Here is a 19,381-nt window from a genome sequence, read left to right as displayed (position 1 = left end):
AGCATTTCCATGATCGAGCTTTCCAACGTCTCCGTCGATTTGTCGGGCAAGACCATCGTCCACGGCGTCAGCTTCACCGCCCGCGCCGGCGAGCTGACGGCGATCGCAGGCCCGAACGGCTCCGGCAAGACGACGACGATGAAGGCGGTATCGGGCGAATTGCCCGCCCAGGGATCGGTGAAGATCAACGGCGCCGAAGTCAGCGATATGGCACCCTGGAAGCTCGCGGCCATCCGCGGCGTGCTTCCACAGGCAAGCGCCATCTCCTTTCCCTTCACCGTCCGCGAGATCGTCCGCATGGGCCTGACGACAGGCGTCAACCTCCACCCGGAACGCGCCGAGGAAACCGCCGCCCGCGCGCTCGGCGCCGTCGATCTCCACGGCTTCGAAGGCCGCTACTATCAGGAATTGTCGGGCGGCGAGCAGCAGCGCGTCCAGCTCGCCCGCGTTCTCTGCCAGATCGCCGAACCGGTAGCTCACGGCAAGCCCTGCTGGCTGCTGCTCGATGAACCCGTCTCAAGCCTCGACATCAGCCATCAGCTGACGATCATGCGGCTCGCCCGCCAGTTCTGTGAGGCCGGCGGCGGCGTCATCGCCGTCATGCATGACCTCAACCTGACGGCGCTTTTTGCCGATCAGATCGTCCTGATGAAATCCGGGCGGCTGGCAGCCGCAGGCAGCGTGCGCGAGGTCCTGACGGATCAGAACATGCAATCGGTCTTCGGCTGCCCGCTGCGCATCAATCAGGTGCCATCAGATGGCACGCCCTTCGTGCTTGCCCACAGCGCGCTCTGAGGCTTTTCCGGGAACCTTTCCCGGTCTTTCGCGTTCTCCGTGTCGATGATTTGGGTCATTGCCGGGCGCTTCTTCAAGACAGCAACGGTGACGGCCTGTGATTTCAAACAGGCGGCGCATGTGCACGCCCAAAAACATGGAGAAAATCATGGCTTCATCCATCCTCCAATCCGTTCGCGGCAGCCGCAAGGGCAATGGCACGCTTCACAGCATCGAAAGCACGATCGAAGATCAGATCGAGCACCTCCGCGACGAGATCGACGCCCTGACCAAGCTGGCCGCCAAGAGCTCTCGCCGCCAGTCTGACAAGCTGCGCTATCAGGCCTCCGCAGGCTACGACGAGATTGTCGGCCGTGGTGAAGACTTGCTGCGCGATCTGCAGGACGGCTACCTGCGCGGCGCATCCGAAGTGCGCGACACGGTGCGCAAGCATCCGGTTGCGACCATTGGGGCTGCGGCCGCATTCGGCCTCGTCCTTGCTCTCCTCGCCCGCCGCTAGGAGGCTCGATGCTCTTTCCTCTACTCAGTATGCTGGTAGGAAACGGCGTTCACCGTACCGTTGCGCGGACCAAGCGCAACGGTATTTTCATTGCCATTGCAGCCCTGTTCCTGCTGACGGCCTATGCGCTTGCGGTCACCGCAGGCGCGATCTGGCTTGCGGGTATCTATGGGCCGGTCGGGGCAGCCCTGTTCCTGGCCGCCTGCGCCGTCTTCATAGCCGTGGTGGCGCTGATCGCCATGGTGATCATGAATGCGCAGGAAAAACGTCAGGCCAGGGATCGGCGCCTAGCGCTCGAATCCGCAGCCGCCGCCGGTATCGGCCTGATCCGCTCGCAGCCGCTTCTGACGGCCGGGATCTTGATGGCGCTTGTGGCATCGAATTTGGTTGGGTCCAAGAAGGACGATTAGTTCAGGGCGCGGGGTTAGTTGACGGCCACACCCCTCTCCACCCTCATTCCTGTGCTCGTCACAGGAATCCAGTTGCCGCGCGTCGGCGCGGCAGGAAGAGTCTTTTCAGCCCAAGGACTTGGGCTTGGCTGGATCCCTGTGACGAGCACAGGGATGAGGGAAAAATAAAGGCTCCGGCCCCCGCATCCGTCCTTCGGGCACCTTCTCCCCTCGGGGAAAGGTTGCGGCAGCCGGATGAGGAGCCTCCGGGCGCAAACCTTTCCAAATCGACGCAAAACAAAAAAGCCGGCGCCTTTTCAGGCGACCGGCTTTTTCCTCCCAAGTATCCCTTGGTTAGAAAGCGAAGGCCTTCGATGTCAGTGGCGCCGATGTTGCATCCGGGCCGAAGTCTGCTTCGCCGGTGATCTGCAGCAGTTCCTGCAGCCGCTGGCGGGCGCGGTTGACGCGGCTCTTGATCGTGCCGACGGCGCATTCGCAGATTTCCGCGGCCTCTTCGTAGGAAAAGCCCGAAGCGCCGACGAGAATGATCGCTTCACGCTGGTCCGGCGGCAGCTGATCGAGCGCCTTCTTGAAATCCTGCAGATCGAGCGCGCCATATTGCGACGGATGCATCGCCATGGACTCGGTAAACAGGCCGTCGCTGTCCTGGATTTCGCGGCCGCTCTTGCGCATCTGGCTATAAAGCTCGTTGCGCAGGATCGTGAACAGCCAGGCCTTCATGTTGGTGCCCATCTCGAAATGGTCCTGCTTGGCCCAGGCCTTCATGATGGTGTCTTGAACGAGATCGTCAGCGCGGTCGTGGCGGCCGGTCAGCGAGATGGCGAATGCACGCAGGCTTGGCAGGGCTGCCAGCATCTCGCGCTTGAAGCTCGGTTGCTCTTTTTCCATCAGCTCACCCTATTCTGCCAGCTTCGCCGAGGCCATTTCGGCCTGGTCGAGCTTTTCGAGCAAATCAAGGAACCGGTCTGGAATGGCCTCATCCTGCGCCGCCGCGTAAAGCGAGCGAAGCTTCACACCGATCTGGTTGTTGGGATCGAGAATGTCGCTCGCCCTTACATCCAGCCGCTGCTGATCTCTTTCTTCATTCTGCTGTGTAGCCATCAAATCGTCACTTCTCGCCTGTTGTCTGTAAAAACCGGGCAGCTTTTCCGTTGAAAGCGGCTATCGACACCGATAGCACCAGCTGCCTGTTGGGCAGTTGATGCCGATACGCTGCCTAAGTCCTGCTTCAAGCTGGTGCGCCCTTTATTCGTCGGCAGGATAATGCGGCTGTCTGAAAAAAGTTCCGCAAGCTCCGGAACTTTTTTACCCGTCTCACGTTTCTGCCTCATTAGCGCCAGTTACCGGCCTACAGACGGGAGTTTTTAATGACACTTTCTACTCGAATTGCGCCGCACCTTCCTTATCTGCGTCGCTATTCCCGGGCTCTTACCGGCACTCAGACCTCTGGCGACGCCTACGTAGCCGCCGTGCTTGAGGCAATCATCGCCGACCTATCCATTTTCCCGGATACCGCGAACGACCGTGTTGCACTCTACAAACTGTTCACCAAACTGTTTGGTTCCACGGCAGTCCAGATTCCGGAACCTGCGTCTCCTTACGCCTGGGAACAGCGCGCGACCGTCAATCTTGCCAAGGTTTCTCCCCGCGCCCGCCAAGCCTTCATTCTCGCATCGGTCGAGAACTTCCGCGTCGGCGAAATCGCCGAGATCCTCGAGATCGCCGAACAGGACGTGATGGGCCTTCTGGACACTGCCTCGCAGGAAATTTCCCGCCAGGTGGCGACCGACATCATGATCATCGAAGACGAACCGCTGATCGCCATGGATATCGAGCAGATGGTCGAAAGCCTCGGCCACCGCGTTACCGGCATTGCCCGCACGCATACCGAGGCGGTTGCGCTTTACAACAAGACCAAGCCGAGCATGGTTCTCGCCGATATCCAGCTTGCCGACGGCAGCTCCGGCATTGATGCCGTGAACGACATCCTGAAGACCTCGAACGTGCCGGTGATCTTCATCACCGCCTTCCCCGAACGCCTGCTCACCGGCGAGCGTCCGGAGCCGACATTCCTTGTCACGAAACCCTTCAACCCCGACATGGTCAAGGCGTTGATCAGCCAGGCGCTGTTCTTCAATGAATCCACCAAGGTTGCAGCCTGAAACCCGGGTTTCCGGATGACGGAACAAAGCAATAGCCGGGGCGTTCCAGCATGACTGGTGCGCTCCGGCGGCTTTAACTGTTTCTGCAACGCTTGGTTATAAACTGACCGGCGGGTTGGCTGATGGGCCAACTTCTATCCAGCTGCACCAGACGGATCGAAGGAAAGGCGGCTTGGTGAATACGACAGAACCATTGACCGGCAAGCCGTTCCGCACCGATGGCAAGGCCGCAATGATGGAGCGGGCGCTGCGCAGCGCCGGAATCTCGATTGTCTTCCAGGACTCAAGGCTTGAGATGGCCTATGCCGAGAATCTCCCCGCTCATTTCCAGGATTTATTCAGACCCGGCATGACGGACGCCGATCTGTTCGGCAGCGCCTATGGCGAGTATCTGCATGCATTGAAAATGAAGGTGCTCGACACCGGGCTCGCCACGACCGCGGAGATCGAAGTCAATGTCGGCGGCGAGATGCGCAGCTACGAGCTGAAGGTCGAGCGCGCCAGCGAACGCGACAGCCATGGCGTGCTGACGGTGCTTTCCGAAGTGACCGAAACCCGCCACCGCGAGAAGGTGCTGAAGTCGCTGTTGCGGGAACTCTCGCACCGCTCCAAGAATCTCTTGGCAATCATCCAGGGCATCGCCACGCAGACGGCGCGCAACACGCTGTCGCTCGATGGTTTCCTGGTAAAATTCCGCGGCCGCCTGCAATCTCTCTCAAATTCGCAGGACCTGATCACCGATTCCAGCTGGCGCGGCGCCTATCTGTTCGAACTCGCCCAAAAGCAGTTCGCGCCCTACTGGCCGGAGACTGCTGGCTCGCTGCCGATCTATGGGATCAACGCCCATATGACGCCGAACGCCGCCGTCCATCTCGGACTGGCGCTGCACGAGCTGATCGTCAACTCCGCCTCCTTCGGCGCCATCGCCGGCGGCGCGGCGTCGATCACGCTGAACTGCCGCGAGGCGGAACTGAACGGCAGGCGAGCGATAGAAGTCACCTGGGCGGAAGCGCTGCCCGACAAGACCGAGATACATGAATTCAGCGAAAACAGCTTCGGCAAGACAGTTCTGGAACGCGTGGTGCCTTCCTCTATGAATGGCAAGGCAGAACTGAAGCTGATCCCCGGCCGCATCGAATACTCGCTGCTCGTCCCCGAGACCGAATTCGAAATCCTCAAGCGGGCGTGAGATAGCGCCCGTCTCCCGTTACAGCGCTGCAAACCGGACAAAGTAAAACAGCCAGTGCGAGGGCGGCGCACTGGCTGTTTTTACTCACCGGGAGGGGACCGTGAGTAAGATCCGGATGATGGGTTGGGGGCGCGCATGTTGGGTCGATGCGGTCATCATCTGGATATCCCAATAACGGCGCCGTTAACCTTTGGTTCCAACGCTGCGGAAAAAAAGTGGACTTTTGTGAATCTTTTTTTGCCTGGCCCTGAGCGCCCAGCCCCAGGCAGCATTTCAGCTCACGATGCCAAAACAAAAAACAACATGAAATCAGCCTGATAGGCTACAAAACATTCCAAAATTTTACCATTTGATAAATTTTTACACCTGAGTTACGCTTTCCCTCACAGGCCGTTTACCAATAATGAGGGAACTTCAATGGAACGTCTGGAAACTGGGATTCATGCCGGCCGGCTTTCGCCCGCCGAGTATGACGCAAACTTTTCCGATCTTCATCCGCGCCTCGACAAGCATGAGGCGCTGGTTGCTTCCGACCGCTGTTATTTCTGCTACGACGCGCCGTGCATGACGGCCTGTCCCACCTCCATCGATATCCCGCTGTTCATCCGGCAGATATCGACAGGCAACCCGCTGGGTTCGGCGAAGACCATCTTCGATCAGAATATCCTCGGCGGCATGTGCGCCCGCGTCTGTCCCACCGAAGAGCTCTGCGAACAGGCCTGCGTGCGCAACACGGCAGAAGAAAAGCCCGTGGAAATCGGCCGCCTGCAGCGCTACGCCACCGATGCGGCGATGAACGCCGGCCGCCAGTTCTATGATCGCGCCGCCGCAACCGGCAAGAAGATCGCCGTCGTCGGCGCCGGCCCGGCCGGTCTTGCCGCCGCCCATCGCCTCGCGGTCAAGGGCCACGACGTCGTCATGTACGACGCTAAGCCGAAATCCGGCGGCCTCAACGAATATGGTATCGCCACCTACAAGTCGGTGGACGACTTCGCCCAGAAGGAAGTCGATTACGTCCTTTCGATCGGCGGTATCGAGGTCAGGAACGGCGAGCAGCTCGGCCGCGACTTCTCGCTCTCCGATCTGCAGCAGCAATATGACGCCGTCTTCCTCGGCCTCGGCCTGGCGGGCGTCAACGCCCTGAAGGTCGATGGCGAAAGCCTGCCGGGTATCGAGGACGCCGTCGATTTCATCGCCGGTCTGCGCCAGTCTGCAGACAAGGGTGCGATCGCCATCGGCCGCCGCGTCGTCGTTCTCGGCGGCGGCATGACGGCGATCGACGCGGCTGTCCAGGCCAAGCTGCTCGGCGCCGAAGAAGTGACGATCTGCTACCGCCGCGGCAAGGAACACATGAACGCCTCGGAATTCGAGCAGGATCTGGCCGCCTCCAAGGGCGTCATCATCCGCCACTGGCTGGCGCCGAAATCGATCGTCGCCAACAACGGCAAGGTCGCCGGCATCGAAGTCGAATACACCGCGCTCGCCGAGGGCCGTCTGGTGACCACAGGCGAAACCGGCGTCATCGCCGCCGATCAGATCTTCAAGGCTATCGGCCAGACCTTCGAGGCCTCCGGCCTCGGCGCTCTGCGCATGGAAAACGGTCGCATCGCCATCGATGCCGAGGGCCAGACCTCGATCGAAGGCGTCTGGGCCGGGGGCGACTGCGTGCTCGGCGGTGACGACCTCACCGTCTCGGCCGTGGCGCAGGGCCGCGATGCCGCCGAATCGATCAACCGCATGCTGACTGCAGGTTTGCAGCCGGCCGTCGCCGTCGCGTGAAGGGGAGAATGAACAATGGCTGATCTCCGCAATAATTTCGTCGGCATCAAGTCCCCGAACCCGTTCTGGCTGGCGTCCGCTCCGCCGACCGACAAGGCTTATAACGTCGAGCGCGCCTTCAAGGCGGGCTGGGGCGGCGTGGTCTGGAAGACGCTCGGCGAGGAAGGCCCGCCCGTCGTCAACGTCAACGGCCCGCGCTACGGCGCGATCTGGGGCGCCGACCGCCGCCTGCTCGGCCTCAACAATATCGAGCTGATCACCGACCGCGACCTCTACACCAACCTGCGCGAAATGAAGCAGGTGAAGATGAACTGGCCGGACAGGGCGCTGATCGCCTCGATCATGGTTCCCTGCGAGGAGGAGAGCTGGAAGGCGATCCTGCCGCTGGTCGAAGAAACCGGCGCCGACGGCATCGAGCTCAACTTCGGCTGTCCGCACGGCATGTCCGAGCGCGGCATGGGCGCCGCGGTCGGCCAGGTGCCGGAATATATCGAGATGGTGGTGCGCTGGTGCAAGCAATATACCCGCATGCCCGTCATCACCAAGCTGACGCCTAATATCACCGACATCCGCAAACCGGCCCGCGCTGCAAAGCAAGGCGGCACCGACGCCGTGTCGCTGATAAATACGATCAACTCGATCACCGCTGTTAATCTCGACACCTTCTCGCCGGAACCCTCGATCGACGGACGCGGCAGCCATGGCGGCTATTGCGGCCCGGCCGTCAAGCCGATCGCCCTCAACATGGTTGCCGAAATCGCCCGTGATCCTGAAACCTACGGCCTGCCGATATCTGGCATCGGCGGGGTGACGACTTGGCGCGATGCCGCCGAGTTCCTGGTTCTCGGCGCCGGCAACGTGCAGGTCTGCACGGCAGCGATGACCTACGGCTTCAAGATCGTCCAGGAGATGATCTCCGGCCTCTCCGACTGGATGGACGCCAAGGGCCACCGCAACCTCGACGACATCACCGGCCGCGCCGTTCCGAATGTCTCCGACTGGCAGTATCTGAACCTCAACTACATCGCCAAGGCGAAGATCGACCAGGACGCCTGCATCAAGTGCGGCCGCTGCCACATCGCCTGCGAGGACACCTCGCACCAGGCGATCACCCAGTTCGTTGACGGCGTCCGCCACTTCGAGGTGATGGAAGACGAATGCGTCGGCTGCAATCTCTGCGTCAACGTCTGTCCGGTCGAGAACTGCATCACGATGGAAGCCCTGCCCGCCGGCGCGCTGGACGAACGCACCGGCAAGACCGTCGATCCGAACTACGCGAACTGGACGACGCATCCGAACAACCCGATGGCGAGACAGGCCGCGGAATAGAGATTGGCGCCGCGTAGAATTTTGCTCCGCGGCGCTGCCTACCCCCTTCCCTCATTCCTGTGCTCGTCACAGGGCGGAGGCGCTCACCCCGCAAACGTCTTCCGGTACGCCCCCGGGCTCGTTCCCAGCCGCCTGCGAAAATGATGCCGCATCGTCGCCAGCGTGCCGAAACCGCTGGCGGCGGCGATGTCGTCGAGTGAGACTGCGGCCGGTTTTTCCAGAAGTTCGCGCGCGTGACGCAGGCGCTCCTTCAGCAGCCATTCGCCAACGCTGAGGCCTGTCGTTTTTTCGAAACGCCGTTGGAAGGTGCGCTGGCTCATGCCGGCTTTTTCGGCGAGCAGAGTGATCGGCTGTTCGGTATCGAGCCTCTCGCGCATCCATTCGATCAGCGGCCCGAGCCGGATGCCTTCGCGCTCCTGCGGCACCGGCGCATGGATGAACTGCGCCTGTCCGCCCTCGCGATGCGGCGGCAGGACGAGGCGGCGGGCGACACTGTTGGCCGCCTCCGCACCGAAATCGCCCCGCACCACATGCAAGCAGAGATCGATGCCTGCCGCGCTTCCCGCCGCCGTCAAAATGCTGCCCTCGTCCATGTAGAGAACGCCGGCGTCGAAGGTGATATCGGGATAGCGCGCCGCAATCGCGGCAACATAGCGCCAATGCGTCGTCGCCCGGCGCCCGGACAGCAGCCCTGATGCCGCCAACACCGCGACACCGGAGCAGAGCGACATGATGCGAGCGCCGCGCTGATGGGCAGCCCGCAGTGCCGCAACGAGACCGGCAGGAACCGGCGCATCGATCGCCCGCCAGCCGGGCACGACGATCAGGTTTGCATGTTCGAGCACGTCGAGGCTGTGATCGGTAGAGACCGTCAGGCCTCCGGCAGCCCGCAGCGGCCCCGGCTCGATGCCGCAGACCGAATAGCGGTACCAGCCTTCACCCATCTCCGGACGCGGCAGGCCGAAGACTTCGTAGGCGATGCCGAATTCGAAGGTGCAGAGCCCGTCATAGGCCAGCACTGCGACATGGGGTCCTTTTGGCATGATCTTTACGCTCATCGTCATCCTGGCCAATTTCGCCAAGCCATAGCATCGGCGATAACGGGCGGCAACCCGAACGAAAGGAACCGCCCATGCCAAGCCACGTCAGCGAAACCCCAGCCGCCTCGCGGGAAGCCACCACCGCCTATTATGCCCGCAAGCTCGCTTTCGAGACGGATTGCTGGGATGTCCACGCATCGCTTGCTGCAGGAAATGCCGATTTCGTGCTGCTCGACGTCCGCTCGCCCGCAATGTTTGCCGCCTCGCACATCCCCGGCGCCATCAACCTGCCGCATGGCAAGATGACGGCGCATCGCATGTCGGAATGGCCGGAGGATACGCTCTTCGTCGTCTATTGCGCCGGGCCGCATTGCAACGGCACCGACAAGGCAGCGCTCCGCCTCGCCCGGCTCGGTAAGCAGGTCAAGGTGATGATCGGCGGCATGACCGGCTGGGCCGATGAAGGCTTCCGCTTCGAGAGCGAAGCGGCCGCGGCGTGAGGATGGAAGGCTCCCGCGCGATTGCGGGAGCCGGTTTTCAGAATTCGATAACGAGCTTGCCGAACGGGCCGCGGTCGAGATGCGCCAGCGCCTCCGGCAGTTCCTCGAAAGCGTAGCGATGATCGATGACCGGCTTGATGCCTGAAACATCGACGGCGCGGACGAGATCCTCGAGAGCCCGGCGATGGCCGACGCTGATGCCCTGCACCGTCGGTGATTTCAGAAGCAGCGGCCCGACGGGGCCGGACACTTCGAACCCGTCGAGCACGCCGATGACATGGATATGCCCGCCGACGGCAACCGCCTTCAGCGCCTCGCCAAAATTGGCGCCACCGGCAATTTCCAGAATGTGATCCGCACCGTAGTCGCCTGTCAGGCCATAAAGCGTCTCTACCCAGTTCTCACGTCCGAAGCCGTGATCAGCGCCGATCGCCCGGGCACGCTCGAGCTTGTCCTTGCTGCCTGAGGTGATGAAGACCTCGGCGCCATGCGCCTTGGCGATCTGCACGCCGAACAGCGCAACGCCGCCGGTCCCCTGGATCAGCACCTTCTGCCCGGCCTTGAGATGGCCGCGCTCGATCAGCGCGAACCAGGCGGTCAGGCCGGCGCAGGGCAAGGTACTGGCCTCGGCCGCATCGAGGCTGTCCGGCGCCCTGGCGAACCAGTCTTCGGAAAAGGTCAGATAGTCGGAGAGCACGCCGGGATAGAAGCCGCCGAGCGTGCGGTAGGGCGGGTTGCGCGCATTCCCGGCATTCGTGCCGTCGATCCAGCCGGGAGAGAAGGTCGAGATCACCCGGTCTCCCGGCTTGAAGCGCGTCACACCGGGGCCGACGGCTTCGACGACACCCGCCATATCGGAGGCCGGTACGAAGGGAAATTGCAGCGGCAGCCCCATGCCGGTTTCGAGCACCAGCTTGTCGCGATAATTCAGCGAGACGGCCTCGGTCCGCACCAGGACATCGCGCCCCGAGGGATCGTCCATTCGTCCTTCCGATATCGTCAGGTTCTGCGGACCGATGCCGTCGATCGTCCACCGCCTTATCTTGGTCATCGCATGTGCTCCTTTGCATATTCAGCGAAGAGAGCCATGCTATCGTTGAAATGATGGCGGCAGTTGCGATATAAATTCCCAAGATAGGTTCCCTTGAGGATACAATTATGGAAAAGCTTGGTGGTATCTCCGTCTTCGTCGAGGTCGTCGAAGCAGGCGGATTTTCAGCCGCCGCCAGCGGCCTGAACCTGACGCGATCCGCTGTCGGCAAGACGATCGCCAGGCTCGAAGAGCGCCTCGGCGTCCGTCTCTTCCACCGCACCACCCGCTCGCAAAGCCTGACGGAGGAAGGCCGCTTCTTTTACGAGCGCTGCCTGAAGGCTCTGGAAGAGATCAAGATCGGCGAAGCGCTTCTGGAGGCCGGCAAGCAGACCGTGCGCGGCAAACTGCGGGTGTCCATGCCAGTTATCTTCGGTCGGCAATGCATTGCGCCGATCCTGATTTCACTGCTCGACGACCATCCCGAACTGGAACTCGACCTGTCCTTCAACGACCGGATCATCGATCTTCTTGAAGACGGCTACGATCTGGCGATCCGCAACGGGCCGCTCAAAGACGATCAGGACATGATGGCGCGACTCGTCGCCCACCAGCGGCTGACCGTCTGCGCCTCGCCCGATTACCTCGCCAAACACGGCACGCCGCAGTCGCTGGAAGATATCCCCAAACACGTCGGCATCATCTATGGCCGGCAGGACAAGCACCGCACCTGGGTGTTCCCGACCGACGACGAACCCTGGCGGCAGGTTCAGCCGAAATCGCGGATGCGGCTCGACGATCTCGCCACCATCTGCGACGTGGCGATCGAAGGTGCCGGCCTCGTCTGGCTGCCCTGCTGGATGGTGCGCGAGCATGTGGCCGCCGGGCGCCTGGTGCGGGTGCTGAAAGACGTGCGCCCGGTCATTTTCCAGTCGCATGCGATATGGCCGCGCTCGCCCGTCATGCTGCCGAAAGTCCGCCTCGCCATCGATGCGCTGGTTGCGAGATTGCCCGGCCTGATGGAGTGACGTTTTGAAATTTACCAAGCCGCTGAAGTGGCTGAATTTTTTATTGTATTCACTGGAAATCATGAAATGCTGCCGTATATCGCCATGATGATGCGCCGTACGGGGCGGTGCATCGGCCACCATCAACCGGATTTGCAATAACCATGTCACTTCGAACTGCGCTGCGCGCCGGCACCAGCGATTGCCACGCTGATGTTGATCAAATTTTCGGCCGGTTCGATCTCGGACGTGAAGCAGATTATGGAGCCTTCCTCTCCGCCCACACCCGCGCCGTTCCGGCCGTTGAGATAGCGCTGGAAAAAGCCGGCATCGAGCGGCTGATCCCCGACTGGGCGGAGCGCCGCCGCCGTGATCTGTTGCTCGACGACCTCGCGGCCATGAATGTTCCGCTACCGCCCGCCCTCGATGCGCCTCCGATGCAAGACGATGCAGCGCTTCTCGGCGCCGTTTATGTGCTTGAAGGCTCGAAGCTCGGCGGCGCGATGCTGGCCAAGGCCGTCGGCAAAGGGCTGCCATCCGCCTATCTCAGCCCCTTCGGCCCCAAGGGCGGCATGAAGGCCTTCATGGATATGCTCGATAATGCAGGCGCCGATGAAGCGGGTGCCGTCGAGGCTGCCCGCGCCGTCTTTGCACTCTTCCGCAAGGCTGCCGAGATGGAACTGGAGATGGCCGCCTCGTGAGCGAAACCTTCGACCGCGTCGACCTGACGAATTGCGACCGCGAACCGATCCACCGCCTCGGCGCCATCCAGCCGTTCGGCTTCCTGCTCGTTTCCTCCGCCGACTGGCTGGTTGCCCGCGCCTCGGAAAATCTCGAACAGTTCATCGGCATCAGCTACAAGGACGTGCTCGGCCGCCCACTGTCCGAAGTGATCATGCCGCAGACGCTGCATACGCTTCGAAACCGCCTCGCCGTCATCAGGGGGCCGGATATCGTCGAACGGCTTTTCGGCGTGCAGCTTTCCGAGAACGGTCCTGCCTTCGACGTGGCGCTCCACATCAGCGACGGTCAGGTCATCATCGAGGCCGAGCCCTCGCAGGACGGTGCCCAGGGCGGCGCGACCATGTCGATCCGCAGCATGATGGCCCGTCTCGACCAGGCGCAGACGCTGGAAGCCTTCTACCGCGAAGGCGCCCGCCAGGCCCGCGCGCTGACCGGTTTCGACCGCGTCATGGTCTATCGTTTCGACGAAAAGGGATCTGGCGAAGTCGTCGCCGAAGCGGCCCGCCCCGGCATAGGCTCGTTCCTCGGCCTGCACTATCCGGCCTCCGACATCCCGGTTCAGGCCCGCGCGCTCTATGTCCGCAACCTCTTCCGCGTCATCGCCGATATCGATGCCACGCCTGTCGCCATTCATCCGGAGCTCGACGAGCACAGCCGCCCGCTGGATCTGTCGATGTCGATCCTGCGCTCGGTCTCGCCGATCCATATCGAGTACCTGAAAAACATGGGCGTCGGCGCCTCGCTGTCGATCTCGATCATCGTTGACGGCAAGCTCTGGGGCCTGTTTGCCTGCCATCATTATTCCGCCCGCCTGCCCTCTTTCGAGCGGCGTTCGACCTCCGAGCTTTTCGGCCAGATGTTTGCCTCGCGCCTCGAAAGCCGCGAGCGGCGGCTGGCGCTGGAATTCGAAACAAAGGCCCGCCAGATCGCCGACAGGCTGCTGACCTCGGTCGCCGACAATGCGAGCCTGCTCGACGACCCGACCTGGCTGATCGATGCGCTCTCGGACGCAATCCCCGCCGATGGCATCGGCGTCTGGATCAACGGCCGCTCGGCGCTGACCGGGCTTTCGCCGACGCAGGAGCAGTTTTCCGGCCTGGTAAAGGTGCTGAACCGCACCTCGTCCGGCCGTGTCTTCACCACCGACCATCTGCAGGAACTCTGGCCGGACAGCGATATCGACGGCACTGTCGCCGGATTGATGGCGATCCCGATCTCGCGCTCGCCGCGTGACTATGTGATCCTGTTCCGCCAGGAGATCGTCCGCACCGTCCGCTGGGCGGGCGACCCGCACAAGCCGGTCGAATACGGCCCGAACGGCCCGCGCCTGACACCGCGCAAGAGCTTCGAAAGCTGGTCGGAACTCGTCCGGGGACGCTCGCACCCCTTCACCCCGGCTGAAAAACGTGTGGCCGATACGATCCGCGTCACACTGATCGAGGTCATCCTGCGCCTTGCCGACGAGGCGAGTGCGGTGCGCCAGCAGGCAAACGAGCGCCAGGAAATCCTGATCGCCGAGCTGAACCACCGTGTCCGCAATATCCTCAGCCTGATTAGCGGCCTAATCCGCCAGTCGCGCACCAGCGATGGCGATATCGGCGAATATGTCGGCCAGCTGGAAGGTCGCGTTCAGGCGCTGTCACGCGCTCACGACCAGATCACCCGGGATCATTGGGCCCCGGCTTCGCTGCGCTCGCTGCTGCAGGCAGAAGCCGCCGCCTATCTCGGCAAGAATGCTGCGCGCGTGGTCATGCGCGGCGAAGAAGTGCTGCTCGGCCCACAGGCCTTCTCGACGGCGGCCCTTGTCTTCCACGAACTCGTTACCAACAGTGCCAAATACGGCAGCCTCTGCGATAGCGGAACGGTCAGCGTCGCCTGGACCGAGGACGACACGGGCAATCTGCTGGTCGAATGGCGCGAGAGCGACGGTCCGCCGGTAAAGGCGCCGAAACGGCAGGGCTTCGGAACCACCATCATCCGCCACTCGATACCGTACGATCTCGGCGGCAAGGCCGAGGTGCGCTATGAGCCCAAAGGGCTGCATGCGGATTTCACCATCCCGGCGAAATATGTCACCTTCGCCGACGGACCGGTCTCGATTGTCCCGGAAGTGCGCCAGCAACCGGCGGCCAAGACCGCGACGATCATTTCGGAAAAGCCGCTGCAGGGCTGCAGCATCCTGCTGGTCGAAGACAATTTGATCATCGCCATGGACGGCGAGGATATCTTCCTGCAGCTTGGCGCCAAGGATGTGACGCTGGCGCCGAGCGTCTATCAGGCTCTCGAATATGTGGCGGAGAAGCATTTCGATCTCGCCGTCCTCGACGTCAATCTCGGCGACGAGACCAGTTTCCCAGTGGCCGAGAAACTGGTGCAGGCAGGCACGCCGCTTGTCTTTGCAACGGGTTACGGCGAAGCGGTCGCCAAGAACTTCAGCGGGGCCAACATCCTGCAGAAGCCCTATACGATCGAAAGCGTGGCGGCGGCACTCGACAAGATGATGCCGGTCCGCAAGGGCTGAGTCTTCAGGCGGGATGAACCATTAGCCCGCCGACGAAGAGCTGCTCCAGAAACCGCGCGGCATCCTCGAATCGCCCGGCGCCGGAATGCTCCTGGCCGAGCACCGCCCGCACCTGCACATCGAAGTCGGCGTAATGCTGGGTCGTCGACCAGATCGAGAAGATCAGGTGATAGGGATCGCATTTGGCAATCTTGCCGGCCTTGGCCCAGACGCGGATCACCTCCGCCTTCTCGTCCACCAGGCTCTTCAGCGGCCCCTTCAGCTCATCCTCGATATGCGGCGCTCCCTGCAGAACCTCGTTTGCGAACAACCGGCTTTCTCGCGGGAAATCGCGCGCCATCTCCAGCTTGCGCCGGATATAGCTGCGGATTTCGGATTCCGGATTGCCTTCGGCATTAAAGGCCCTGAGCGGCTCCAGCCAGGTGAAGAGTACCCTGTCGATCAGCGCCCGGTGCATCGCTTCCTTGGTGCGGAAATAATAGAGCAGATTGGGCTTCGACATGCCCGCGGCGGCAGCGATCTGGTCGATGGTCGAGCCGCGGAAGCCGCTGACCGAAAACACATCCAGCGCCGCTTCGAGGATCTGCTCTTCCTTCTCCTCCTGGATGCGGGTCCGCCGCTGGGTCCTCGCTGCTCTCGGAATGGCCATATGGCTCTCGTTTCCCTCACAAATTCAACTGCTTCACTCAAGTTTTCAGAAGCAGTTTCCGGCTCGCAAATTTGTCAGTATTTTTGCTGTTTTACGTCTTGAGCCCGGCGCCGGAAGCTGTAATGTTTACCAATCGGTCAAATTATCCGTCAGATGCAAAATAAAGGCAACGGCGGATTTTCCAGCGCAAAGAAAACAAACAATCGCGCCGGGAATTGACCAAGGGAACAGACCGGACATGCTCACGGCATGACTGATGAAAACAGGCGAGGACTTCAGATATGGTGGCAGCACCAGGCGAAAACATGCGCGTCAACGGCGACCGTCTGTGGGACAGTCTCATGGACATGGCAAAGATCGGCCCCGGTATCGCCGGCGGCAACAATCGCCAGACGCTGACCGATGCCGATGGCGAGGGCCGCAGCCTCTTCAAGACCTGGTGCGATGCCGCCGGCATGACCATGGGCGTCGACAAGATGGGCACGATGTTCGCAACCCGCCCCGGCACCGATCCTGACGCCCTGCCGGTTTACGTCGGCTCTCACCTGGACACTCAGCCGACCGGCGGCAAATATGACGGCGTCCTCGGCGTGCTCGCCGCGCTTGAAGTCGTGCGCACCATGAACGATCTCGGCCTAAAGACCAAGCACCCGATCGTCGTCACCAACTGGGCCAATGAGGAAGGCGCGCGTTTCGCGCCCGCCATGCTCGCTTCCGGCGTCTTCGCCGGCGTGCACAGCATCGACTACGCCTATGGCCGCAAGGACCCCGAGGGCAAGACCTATGGCGACGAGCTGAAGCGCATCGGCTGGCTGGGCGACGAGGAAGTCGGCGCCCGCAAGATGCACGCCTATTTCGAATATCACATCGAGCAGGGCCCGATCCTCGAAGCCGAAAACAAGCAGATCGGCGTCGTGACCCACTGTCAGGGCCTGTGGTGGCTGGAATTCACGCTCACCGGTCGCGAGGCCCATACCGGCTCGACGCCGATGAACATGCGCGTCAATGCCGGTCTCGCCATGTCGCGGATCATCGAGATGGTCCAGGGTGTTGCGATGGGTGAACAGCCCGGCGCCGTCGGCGGTGTCGGTCAGGTGTTCTTCTCGCCGAATTCACGCAACGTACTGCCCGGCAAGGTCGTCTTCACCGTCGACATCCGCACGCCCGATCAGGCCAAGCTCGATCGCATGCGCGCCAGGATCGAGGCCGAAGCCGCCGCGATCTGCGAGGCTCTCGGCGTCGGCTGCTCGATCGAGGCCGTCGGCCATTTCGACCCCGTCACCTTCGACCCCGTCCTCGTCGGCCGCGTCCGCGATGCCGCTGAAAAGCTGGGTTACTCCCACATGAACGTCATCTCCGGCGCCGGCCACGACGCCTGCTGGGCCGCCAAGGTGGCGCCCTCCACCATGGTCATGTGCCCCTGCGTCGGCGGCCTCAGCCACAACGAGGCGGAAGAGATCTCCAAGGAATGGGCAACAGCGGGTGCCGATGTGCTGTTCCACGCGGTGGTCGAGACGGCGGAGATTGTGGTGTGAAACAATTGCGCCTATATTCCGAAGGAGAATTGCCGCCAACGGAGGCCGGTGAATGTCAACCGACAACCTCATACTTGAGCACTTGCGTGCCATCCGGGGCACCGTCGAACGGCTCGCCGACGACATGCAGGTCGTCAAGCAGCGTCTCGGCATACTCGAACATCAATATGCGACCATTTCGACACGGCTCGACCGCATCGATGAACGCGTCTTGCGGATCGAAAAGCGGCTTGATCTCGTCGAGGCATAGCCCCCTCGAGCATTTACCGAACATCACCCGACTGCTTCGCACGCAACCTCTCCACTAGGGGATGCGATCGGTCACCTGACTCAATAAGAACAGGGAACAGCCATGACCACAGTCATCAAGAATGGAACCATCGTCACCGCCGATCTGACCTACAAGGCCGACGTGAAGATCGAAGGTGGCAAGATCGTCGAGATCGGGCCGAATCTTTCGGGCAACGAGGTGCTGGACGCCACGGGCTGTTACGTCATGCCCGGCGGCATCGATCCGCATGTGCATCTCGAAATGCCCTTCATGGGCACCTATTCCTCCGACGATTTCGAGAGCGGCACGCGCGCTGCTCTTGCCGGCGGCACGACGATGGTCGTCGATTTCTGCCTGCCCGATCCCGGACAGTCTCTTCTCGATGCGCTGAAGCGCTGGGACAACAAATCGACCCGCGCCAATTGCGACTATTCCTTCCACATGTCCGTCACCTGGTGGGGCGAGCAGGTCTTCAACGACATGAAGACCATCGTGCAGGAAAAGGGCATCAACACCTTCAAGCACTTCATGGCCTACAAGGGCGCGCTGATGGTCAACGACGACGAGATGTTCGCCTCGTTCTCGCGCTGCGCTGAACTCGGCGCGCTCCCCCTCGTCCACGCCGAAAACGGCGATGTCGTCGCCGCCATGCAGCAGAAGCTGATGGACGAAGGCAATAATGGTCCTGAGGGACACGCCTATTCGCGCCCGGCCTCGGTCGAAGGCGAAGCCACCAACCGCGCCATCATCATCGCCGACATGGCGGGCGTGCCGCTCTATGTCGTCCACACCTCCTGCGAACAGGCCCACGAAGCGATCCGCCGCGCCCGCCAGAACGGCATGCGCGTCTATGGCGAGCCGCTGATCCAGCACCTGACGCTCGACGAGACCGAATATTTCAACCGCGACTGGGATCACTCCGCCCGCCGCGTCATGTCCCCGCCCTTCCGCAACAAGCAGCATCAGGACAGTCTCTGGGCCGGCCTTTCCGCCGGTTCGCTGCAGGTCGTCGCGACCGACCACTGCGCCTTCACCACCGACCAGAAGCGCACCGGCCTCGGCGACTTCCGCAAGATCCCGAACGGCACCGGCGGCCTTGAAGACCGCATGCCGATGCTCTGGACCTATGGCGTCGCGACCGGCCGTATCACCATGAACGAGTTCGTCGCGGTCACCTCGACCAATATCGCCAAGATCCTCAACGTCTACCCGAAGAAGGGCGCGATCCTCGTCGGCGCCGATGCCGATATCGTCGTCTGGGATCCGAAGCGCTCCAAGACCATCTCGGCCAAGAGCCAGCAGTCGGCCATCGATTACAACGTCTTCGAAGGCAAGGAAGTCACCGGCCTGCCGCGCTACACGCTGACCCGCGGCGTCGTCGCCATCGAGGAGTCGACCATCAAGACGCAGGAAGGCCACGGCCAGTTCGTCAGGCGCGAACCCTTCCAGGCCGTCAACAAGGCGCTCTCCACCTGGAAGGAGCTGACCGCTCCCCGCAAGGTGGAACGCACCGGAATCCCGGCAAGCGGGGTGTGATCCATATGCGCGGCCAAGTCATTCTGACGATTGTTTCATTGGCCGCGCTCTCCACCGCGGCTTTCGCCGATACGCTGCCGATCAAGGGCAGCTACGGCAACAAGGACGGCTGCGCCTACGCCAAATCGGGCGAAAGCACCGGCTCCGACAACTTCTTCCTGCTGACCTCGGAAGCGATCACCACGGCCGCCTCCTATTGTGAGATCAAGAAGCTCGTGAAGACCGAGGGCAAGAATTTTACGGCCACGGTCTCCTGCCAGGCCGAGGGCGAGGAAGGCGAGATCGAGGACACGGCGAAGATCACCTCCGGCCCCAAGGGCTACACGATCGGCTTCACCTCGGACGCCGCCATCAAGTGGGGGCCGCTGCCGCTATGCAAGTAGCC

General features: G+C 62.1%; 21 protein-coding genes. 15 read left to right on the top strand and 6 right to left on the bottom strand.

Annotation, left to right across the window (positions count from 1 at the left end; genetic code table 11):
- Positions 1-9 precede the first annotated feature (9 nt).
- From J2X43_RS11380 to J2X43_RS11370, 3 genes are all read left to right on the top strand, one after another.
- The gene (locus J2X43_RS11380; protein ID WP_310294038.1) at positions 10-795 is read left to right on the top strand and encodes a heme ABC transporter ATP-binding protein; all 786 of its coding nucleotides are present in this window, start codon (positions 10-12) and stop codon (positions 793-795) included.
- A 148-nt stretch (positions 796-943) separates the two neighbouring features.
- Entirely contained in the window at positions 944-1,294 is a 351-nt protein-coding gene (locus J2X43_RS11375) for a YqjD family protein (RefSeq protein WP_112390096.1), read from the top strand.
- 8 nt (positions 1,295-1,302) lie between these two features.
- Positions 1,303-1,704: a hypothetical protein gene (locus J2X43_RS11370; RefSeq protein ID WP_112390095.1), complete on the top strand. Its 402-nt coding sequence runs from the start codon at positions 1,303-1,305 to the stop codon at positions 1,702-1,704.
- Positions 1,705-2,037: 333 nt separating this feature from the next.
- On the opposite strand, the gene J2X43_RS11365 is transcribed toward J2X43_RS11370, so the two are convergent.
- Genes J2X43_RS11365 through J2X43_RS11355 form a run of 3 tightly spaced genes read right to left on the bottom strand, consistent with a single transcriptional unit; the run spans position 2,038 to position 3,035 of the window.
- Positions 2,038-2,592, bottom strand: a complete 555-nt coding sequence (locus J2X43_RS11365; protein WP_112390457.1) for an RNA polymerase sigma factor — start codon at positions 2,590-2,592, stop codon at positions 2,038-2,040.
- A gap of 9 nt (positions 2,593-2,601) precedes the next feature.
- Positions 2,602-2,805, bottom strand: a complete 204-nt coding sequence (locus tag J2X43_RS11360) for a NepR family anti-sigma factor (RefSeq protein WP_112390456.1) — start codon at positions 2,803-2,805, stop codon at positions 2,602-2,604.
- On the bottom strand, positions 2,805-3,035 hold the full coding sequence (locus J2X43_RS11355) for a hypothetical protein (RefSeq protein WP_310294034.1): 231 nt from the start codon (positions 3,033-3,035) through the stop codon (positions 2,805-2,807). Before J2X43_RS11355 ends, J2X43_RS11360 begins: the two co-directional genes overlap by 1 nt.
- A 36-nt stretch (positions 3,036-3,071) precedes the next feature.
- Between J2X43_RS11355 and J2X43_RS11350 the strand changes: the two genes are divergently transcribed.
- The 4 genes from J2X43_RS11350 (at position 3,072) to preA (ending at position 8,163) form a co-directional block, all read left to right on the top strand.
- Positions 3,072-3,866, top strand: coding sequence for a response regulator (locus tag J2X43_RS11350; RefSeq protein ID WP_112390455.1), 795 nt, complete (start codon positions 3,072-3,074; stop codon positions 3,864-3,866).
- A gap of 193 nt (positions 3,867-4,059) precedes the next feature.
- Positions 4,060-5,055, top strand: a complete 996-nt coding sequence (locus tag J2X43_RS11345) for an HWE histidine kinase domain-containing protein (protein ID WP_310294888.1) — start codon at positions 4,060-4,062, stop codon at positions 5,053-5,055.
- Between the two features lie 417 nt (positions 5,056-5,472).
- The gene (locus tag J2X43_RS11340; protein WP_310294031.1) at positions 5,473-6,834 is read left to right on the top strand and encodes an NAD(P)-dependent oxidoreductase; all 1,362 of its coding nucleotides are present in this window, start codon (positions 5,473-5,475) and stop codon (positions 6,832-6,834) included.
- A gap of 15 nt (positions 6,835-6,849) precedes the next feature.
- Positions 6,850-8,163 (top strand): NAD-dependent dihydropyrimidine dehydrogenase subunit PreA, encoded by a 1,314-nt coding sequence (gene preA, locus J2X43_RS11335; RefSeq protein WP_310294030.1) that lies wholly within the window; start codon positions 6,850-6,852, stop codon positions 8,161-8,163.
- An 83-nt stretch (positions 8,164-8,246) separates the two neighbouring features.
- Here preA and ftrA read toward each other — a convergent pair whose 3' ends face one another.
- Positions 8,247-9,227: a transcriptional regulator FtrA gene (gene ftrA, locus J2X43_RS11330; protein ID WP_310294029.1), complete on the bottom strand. Its 981-nt coding sequence runs from the start codon at positions 9,225-9,227 to the stop codon at positions 8,247-8,249.
- A 68-nt stretch (positions 9,228-9,295) separates the two neighbouring features.
- Between ftrA and J2X43_RS11325 the strand changes: the two genes are divergently transcribed.
- Positions 9,296-9,703, top strand: coding sequence for a rhodanese-like domain-containing protein (locus J2X43_RS11325; RefSeq protein WP_310294027.1), 408 nt, complete (start codon positions 9,296-9,298; stop codon positions 9,701-9,703).
- 37 nt (positions 9,704-9,740) lie between these two features.
- Here the strand turns inward: J2X43_RS11325 and J2X43_RS11320 are convergent, their stop codons facing one another.
- Positions 9,741-10,754 (bottom strand): NAD(P)-dependent alcohol dehydrogenase, encoded by a 1,014-nt coding sequence (locus tag J2X43_RS11320; RefSeq protein WP_310294025.1) that lies wholly within the window; start codon positions 10,752-10,754, stop codon positions 9,741-9,743.
- Between the two features lie 107 nt (positions 10,755-10,861).
- On the opposite strand from J2X43_RS11320, the gene J2X43_RS11315 reads away from it, so the two are divergent.
- From J2X43_RS11315 to J2X43_RS11305, 3 genes are all read left to right on the top strand, one after another.
- Complete coding sequence (locus J2X43_RS11315; protein ID WP_310294023.1) at positions 10,862-11,761, top strand: LysR family transcriptional regulator; 900 nt, start codon at positions 10,862-10,864, stop codon at positions 11,759-11,761.
- A 143-nt stretch (positions 11,762-11,904) separates the two neighbouring features.
- Positions 11,905-12,441, top strand: coding sequence for a biliverdin-producing heme oxygenase (locus J2X43_RS11310; RefSeq protein ID WP_310294021.1), 537 nt, complete (start codon positions 11,905-11,907; stop codon positions 12,439-12,441).
- Positions 12,438-15,005: an HWE histidine kinase domain-containing protein gene (locus J2X43_RS11305; protein ID WP_310294019.1), complete on the top strand. Its 2,568-nt coding sequence runs from the start codon at positions 12,438-12,440 to the stop codon at positions 15,003-15,005. The genes J2X43_RS11310 and J2X43_RS11305 overlap by 4 nt, the downstream gene beginning before the upstream one ends.
- A gap of 4 nt (positions 15,006-15,009) precedes the next feature.
- Here the strand turns inward: J2X43_RS11305 and J2X43_RS11300 are convergent, their stop codons facing one another.
- Positions 15,010-15,654 carry a TetR family transcriptional regulator C-terminal domain-containing protein gene (locus J2X43_RS11300; RefSeq protein ID WP_310294017.1) on the bottom strand — a complete coding sequence of 215 codons (645 nt, stop codon included), beginning with the start codon at positions 15,652-15,654 and terminating at the stop codon, positions 15,010-15,012.
- Positions 15,655-15,935: 281 nt separating this feature from the next.
- Between J2X43_RS11300 and J2X43_RS11295 the strand changes: the two genes are divergently transcribed.
- The 4 genes from J2X43_RS11295 to J2X43_RS11280 all read left to right on the top strand — a co-directional run bounded on the left by J2X43_RS11295 (position 15,936) and on the right by J2X43_RS11280 (position 19,379).
- A complete protein-coding gene (locus J2X43_RS11295; RefSeq protein WP_310294015.1) occupies positions 15,936-17,189 on the top strand; it encodes a Zn-dependent hydrolase in 1,254 nt (417 codons plus the stop codon).
- A gap of 52 nt (positions 17,190-17,241) precedes the next feature.
- Positions 17,242-17,439, top strand: a complete 198-nt coding sequence (locus J2X43_RS11290) for a hypothetical protein (protein ID WP_112390444.1) — start codon at positions 17,242-17,244, stop codon at positions 17,437-17,439.
- A gap of 102 nt (positions 17,440-17,541) precedes the next feature.
- Complete coding sequence (gene hydA, locus J2X43_RS11285; protein WP_310294012.1) at positions 17,542-18,996, top strand: dihydropyrimidinase; 1,455 nt, start codon at positions 17,542-17,544, stop codon at positions 18,994-18,996.
- Between the two features lie 5 nt (positions 18,997-19,001).
- The gene (locus J2X43_RS11280; RefSeq protein WP_310294010.1) at positions 19,002-19,379 is read left to right on the top strand and encodes a hypothetical protein; all 378 of its coding nucleotides are present in this window, start codon (positions 19,002-19,004) and stop codon (positions 19,377-19,379) included.
- Positions 19,380-19,381: the final 2 nt, after the last annotated feature.

The organism is Rhizobium sp. BE258, from assembly GCF_031457345.1.
Lineage (GTDB): Bacteria > Pseudomonadota > Alphaproteobacteria > Rhizobiales > Rhizobiaceae > Rhizobium.
This window is presented reverse-complemented; position numbering and strand designations above follow the sequence as displayed.

Bases quoted from the DNA above. Each gene is read 5' to 3' on its own strand.
- J2X43_RS11350 (WP_112390455.1), top strand. From the start codon at position 3,072: ATGACACTTTCTACTCGAATTGCGCCGCACCTTCCTTATCTGCGTCGC.
- J2X43_RS11370 (WP_112390095.1), top strand. From the start codon at position 1,303: ATGCTCTTTCCTCTACTCAGTATGCTGGTAGGAAACGGCGTTCACCGT.
- J2X43_RS11380 (WP_310294038.1), top strand. From the start codon at position 10: ATGATCGAGCTTTCCAACGTCTCCGTCGATTTGTCGGGCAAGACCATC.
- J2X43_RS11340 (WP_310294031.1), top strand. From the start codon at position 5,473: ATGGAACGTCTGGAAACTGGGATTCATGCCGGCCGGCTTTCGCCCGCC.
- J2X43_RS11300 (WP_310294017.1), bottom strand. From the start codon at position 15,654: ATGGCCATTCCGAGAGCAGCGAGGACCCAGCGGCGGACCCGCATCCAG.
- preA (WP_310294030.1), top strand. From the start codon at position 6,850: ATGGCTGATCTCCGCAATAATTTCGTCGGCATCAAGTCCCCGAACCCG.
- J2X43_RS11325 (WP_310294027.1), top strand. From the start codon at position 9,296: ATGCCAAGCCACGTCAGCGAAACCCCAGCCGCCTCGCGGGAAGCCACC.
- J2X43_RS11280 (WP_310294010.1), top strand. From the start codon at position 19,002: ATGCGCGGCCAAGTCATTCTGACGATTGTTTCATTGGCCGCGCTCTCC.
- J2X43_RS11290 (WP_112390444.1), top strand. From the start codon at position 17,242: ATGTCAACCGACAACCTCATACTTGAGCACTTGCGTGCCATCCGGGGC.
- J2X43_RS11355 (WP_310294034.1), bottom strand. From the start codon at position 3,035: ATGAGGCAGAAACGTGAGACGGGTAAAAAAGTTCCGGAGCTTGCGGAA.
- J2X43_RS11320 (WP_310294025.1), bottom strand. From the start codon at position 10,754: ATGACCAAGATAAGGCGGTGGACGATCGACGGCATCGGTCCGCAGAAC.
- J2X43_RS11310 (WP_310294021.1), top strand. From the start codon at position 11,905: ATGTCACTTCGAACTGCGCTGCGCGCCGGCACCAGCGATTGCCACGCT.
- hydA (WP_310294012.1), top strand. From the start codon at position 17,542: ATGACCACAGTCATCAAGAATGGAACCATCGTCACCGCCGATCTGACC.
- J2X43_RS11295 (WP_310294015.1), top strand. From the start codon at position 15,936: ATGGTGGCAGCACCAGGCGAAAACATGCGCGTCAACGGCGACCGTCTG.
- J2X43_RS11315 (WP_310294023.1), top strand. From the start codon at position 10,862: ATGGAAAAGCTTGGTGGTATCTCCGTCTTCGTCGAGGTCGTCGAAGCA.
- J2X43_RS11365 (WP_112390457.1), bottom strand. From the start codon at position 2,592: ATGGAAAAAGAGCAACCGAGCTTCAAGCGCGAGATGCTGGCAGCCCTG.
- J2X43_RS11360 (WP_112390456.1), bottom strand. From the start codon at position 2,805: ATGGCTACACAGCAGAATGAAGAAAGAGATCAGCAGCGGCTGGATGTA.
- J2X43_RS11375 (WP_112390096.1), top strand. From the start codon at position 944: ATGGCTTCATCCATCCTCCAATCCGTTCGCGGCAGCCGCAAGGGCAAT.
- ftrA (WP_310294029.1), bottom strand. From the start codon at position 9,227: ATGACGATGAGCGTAAAGATCATGCCAAAAGGACCCCATGTCGCAGTG.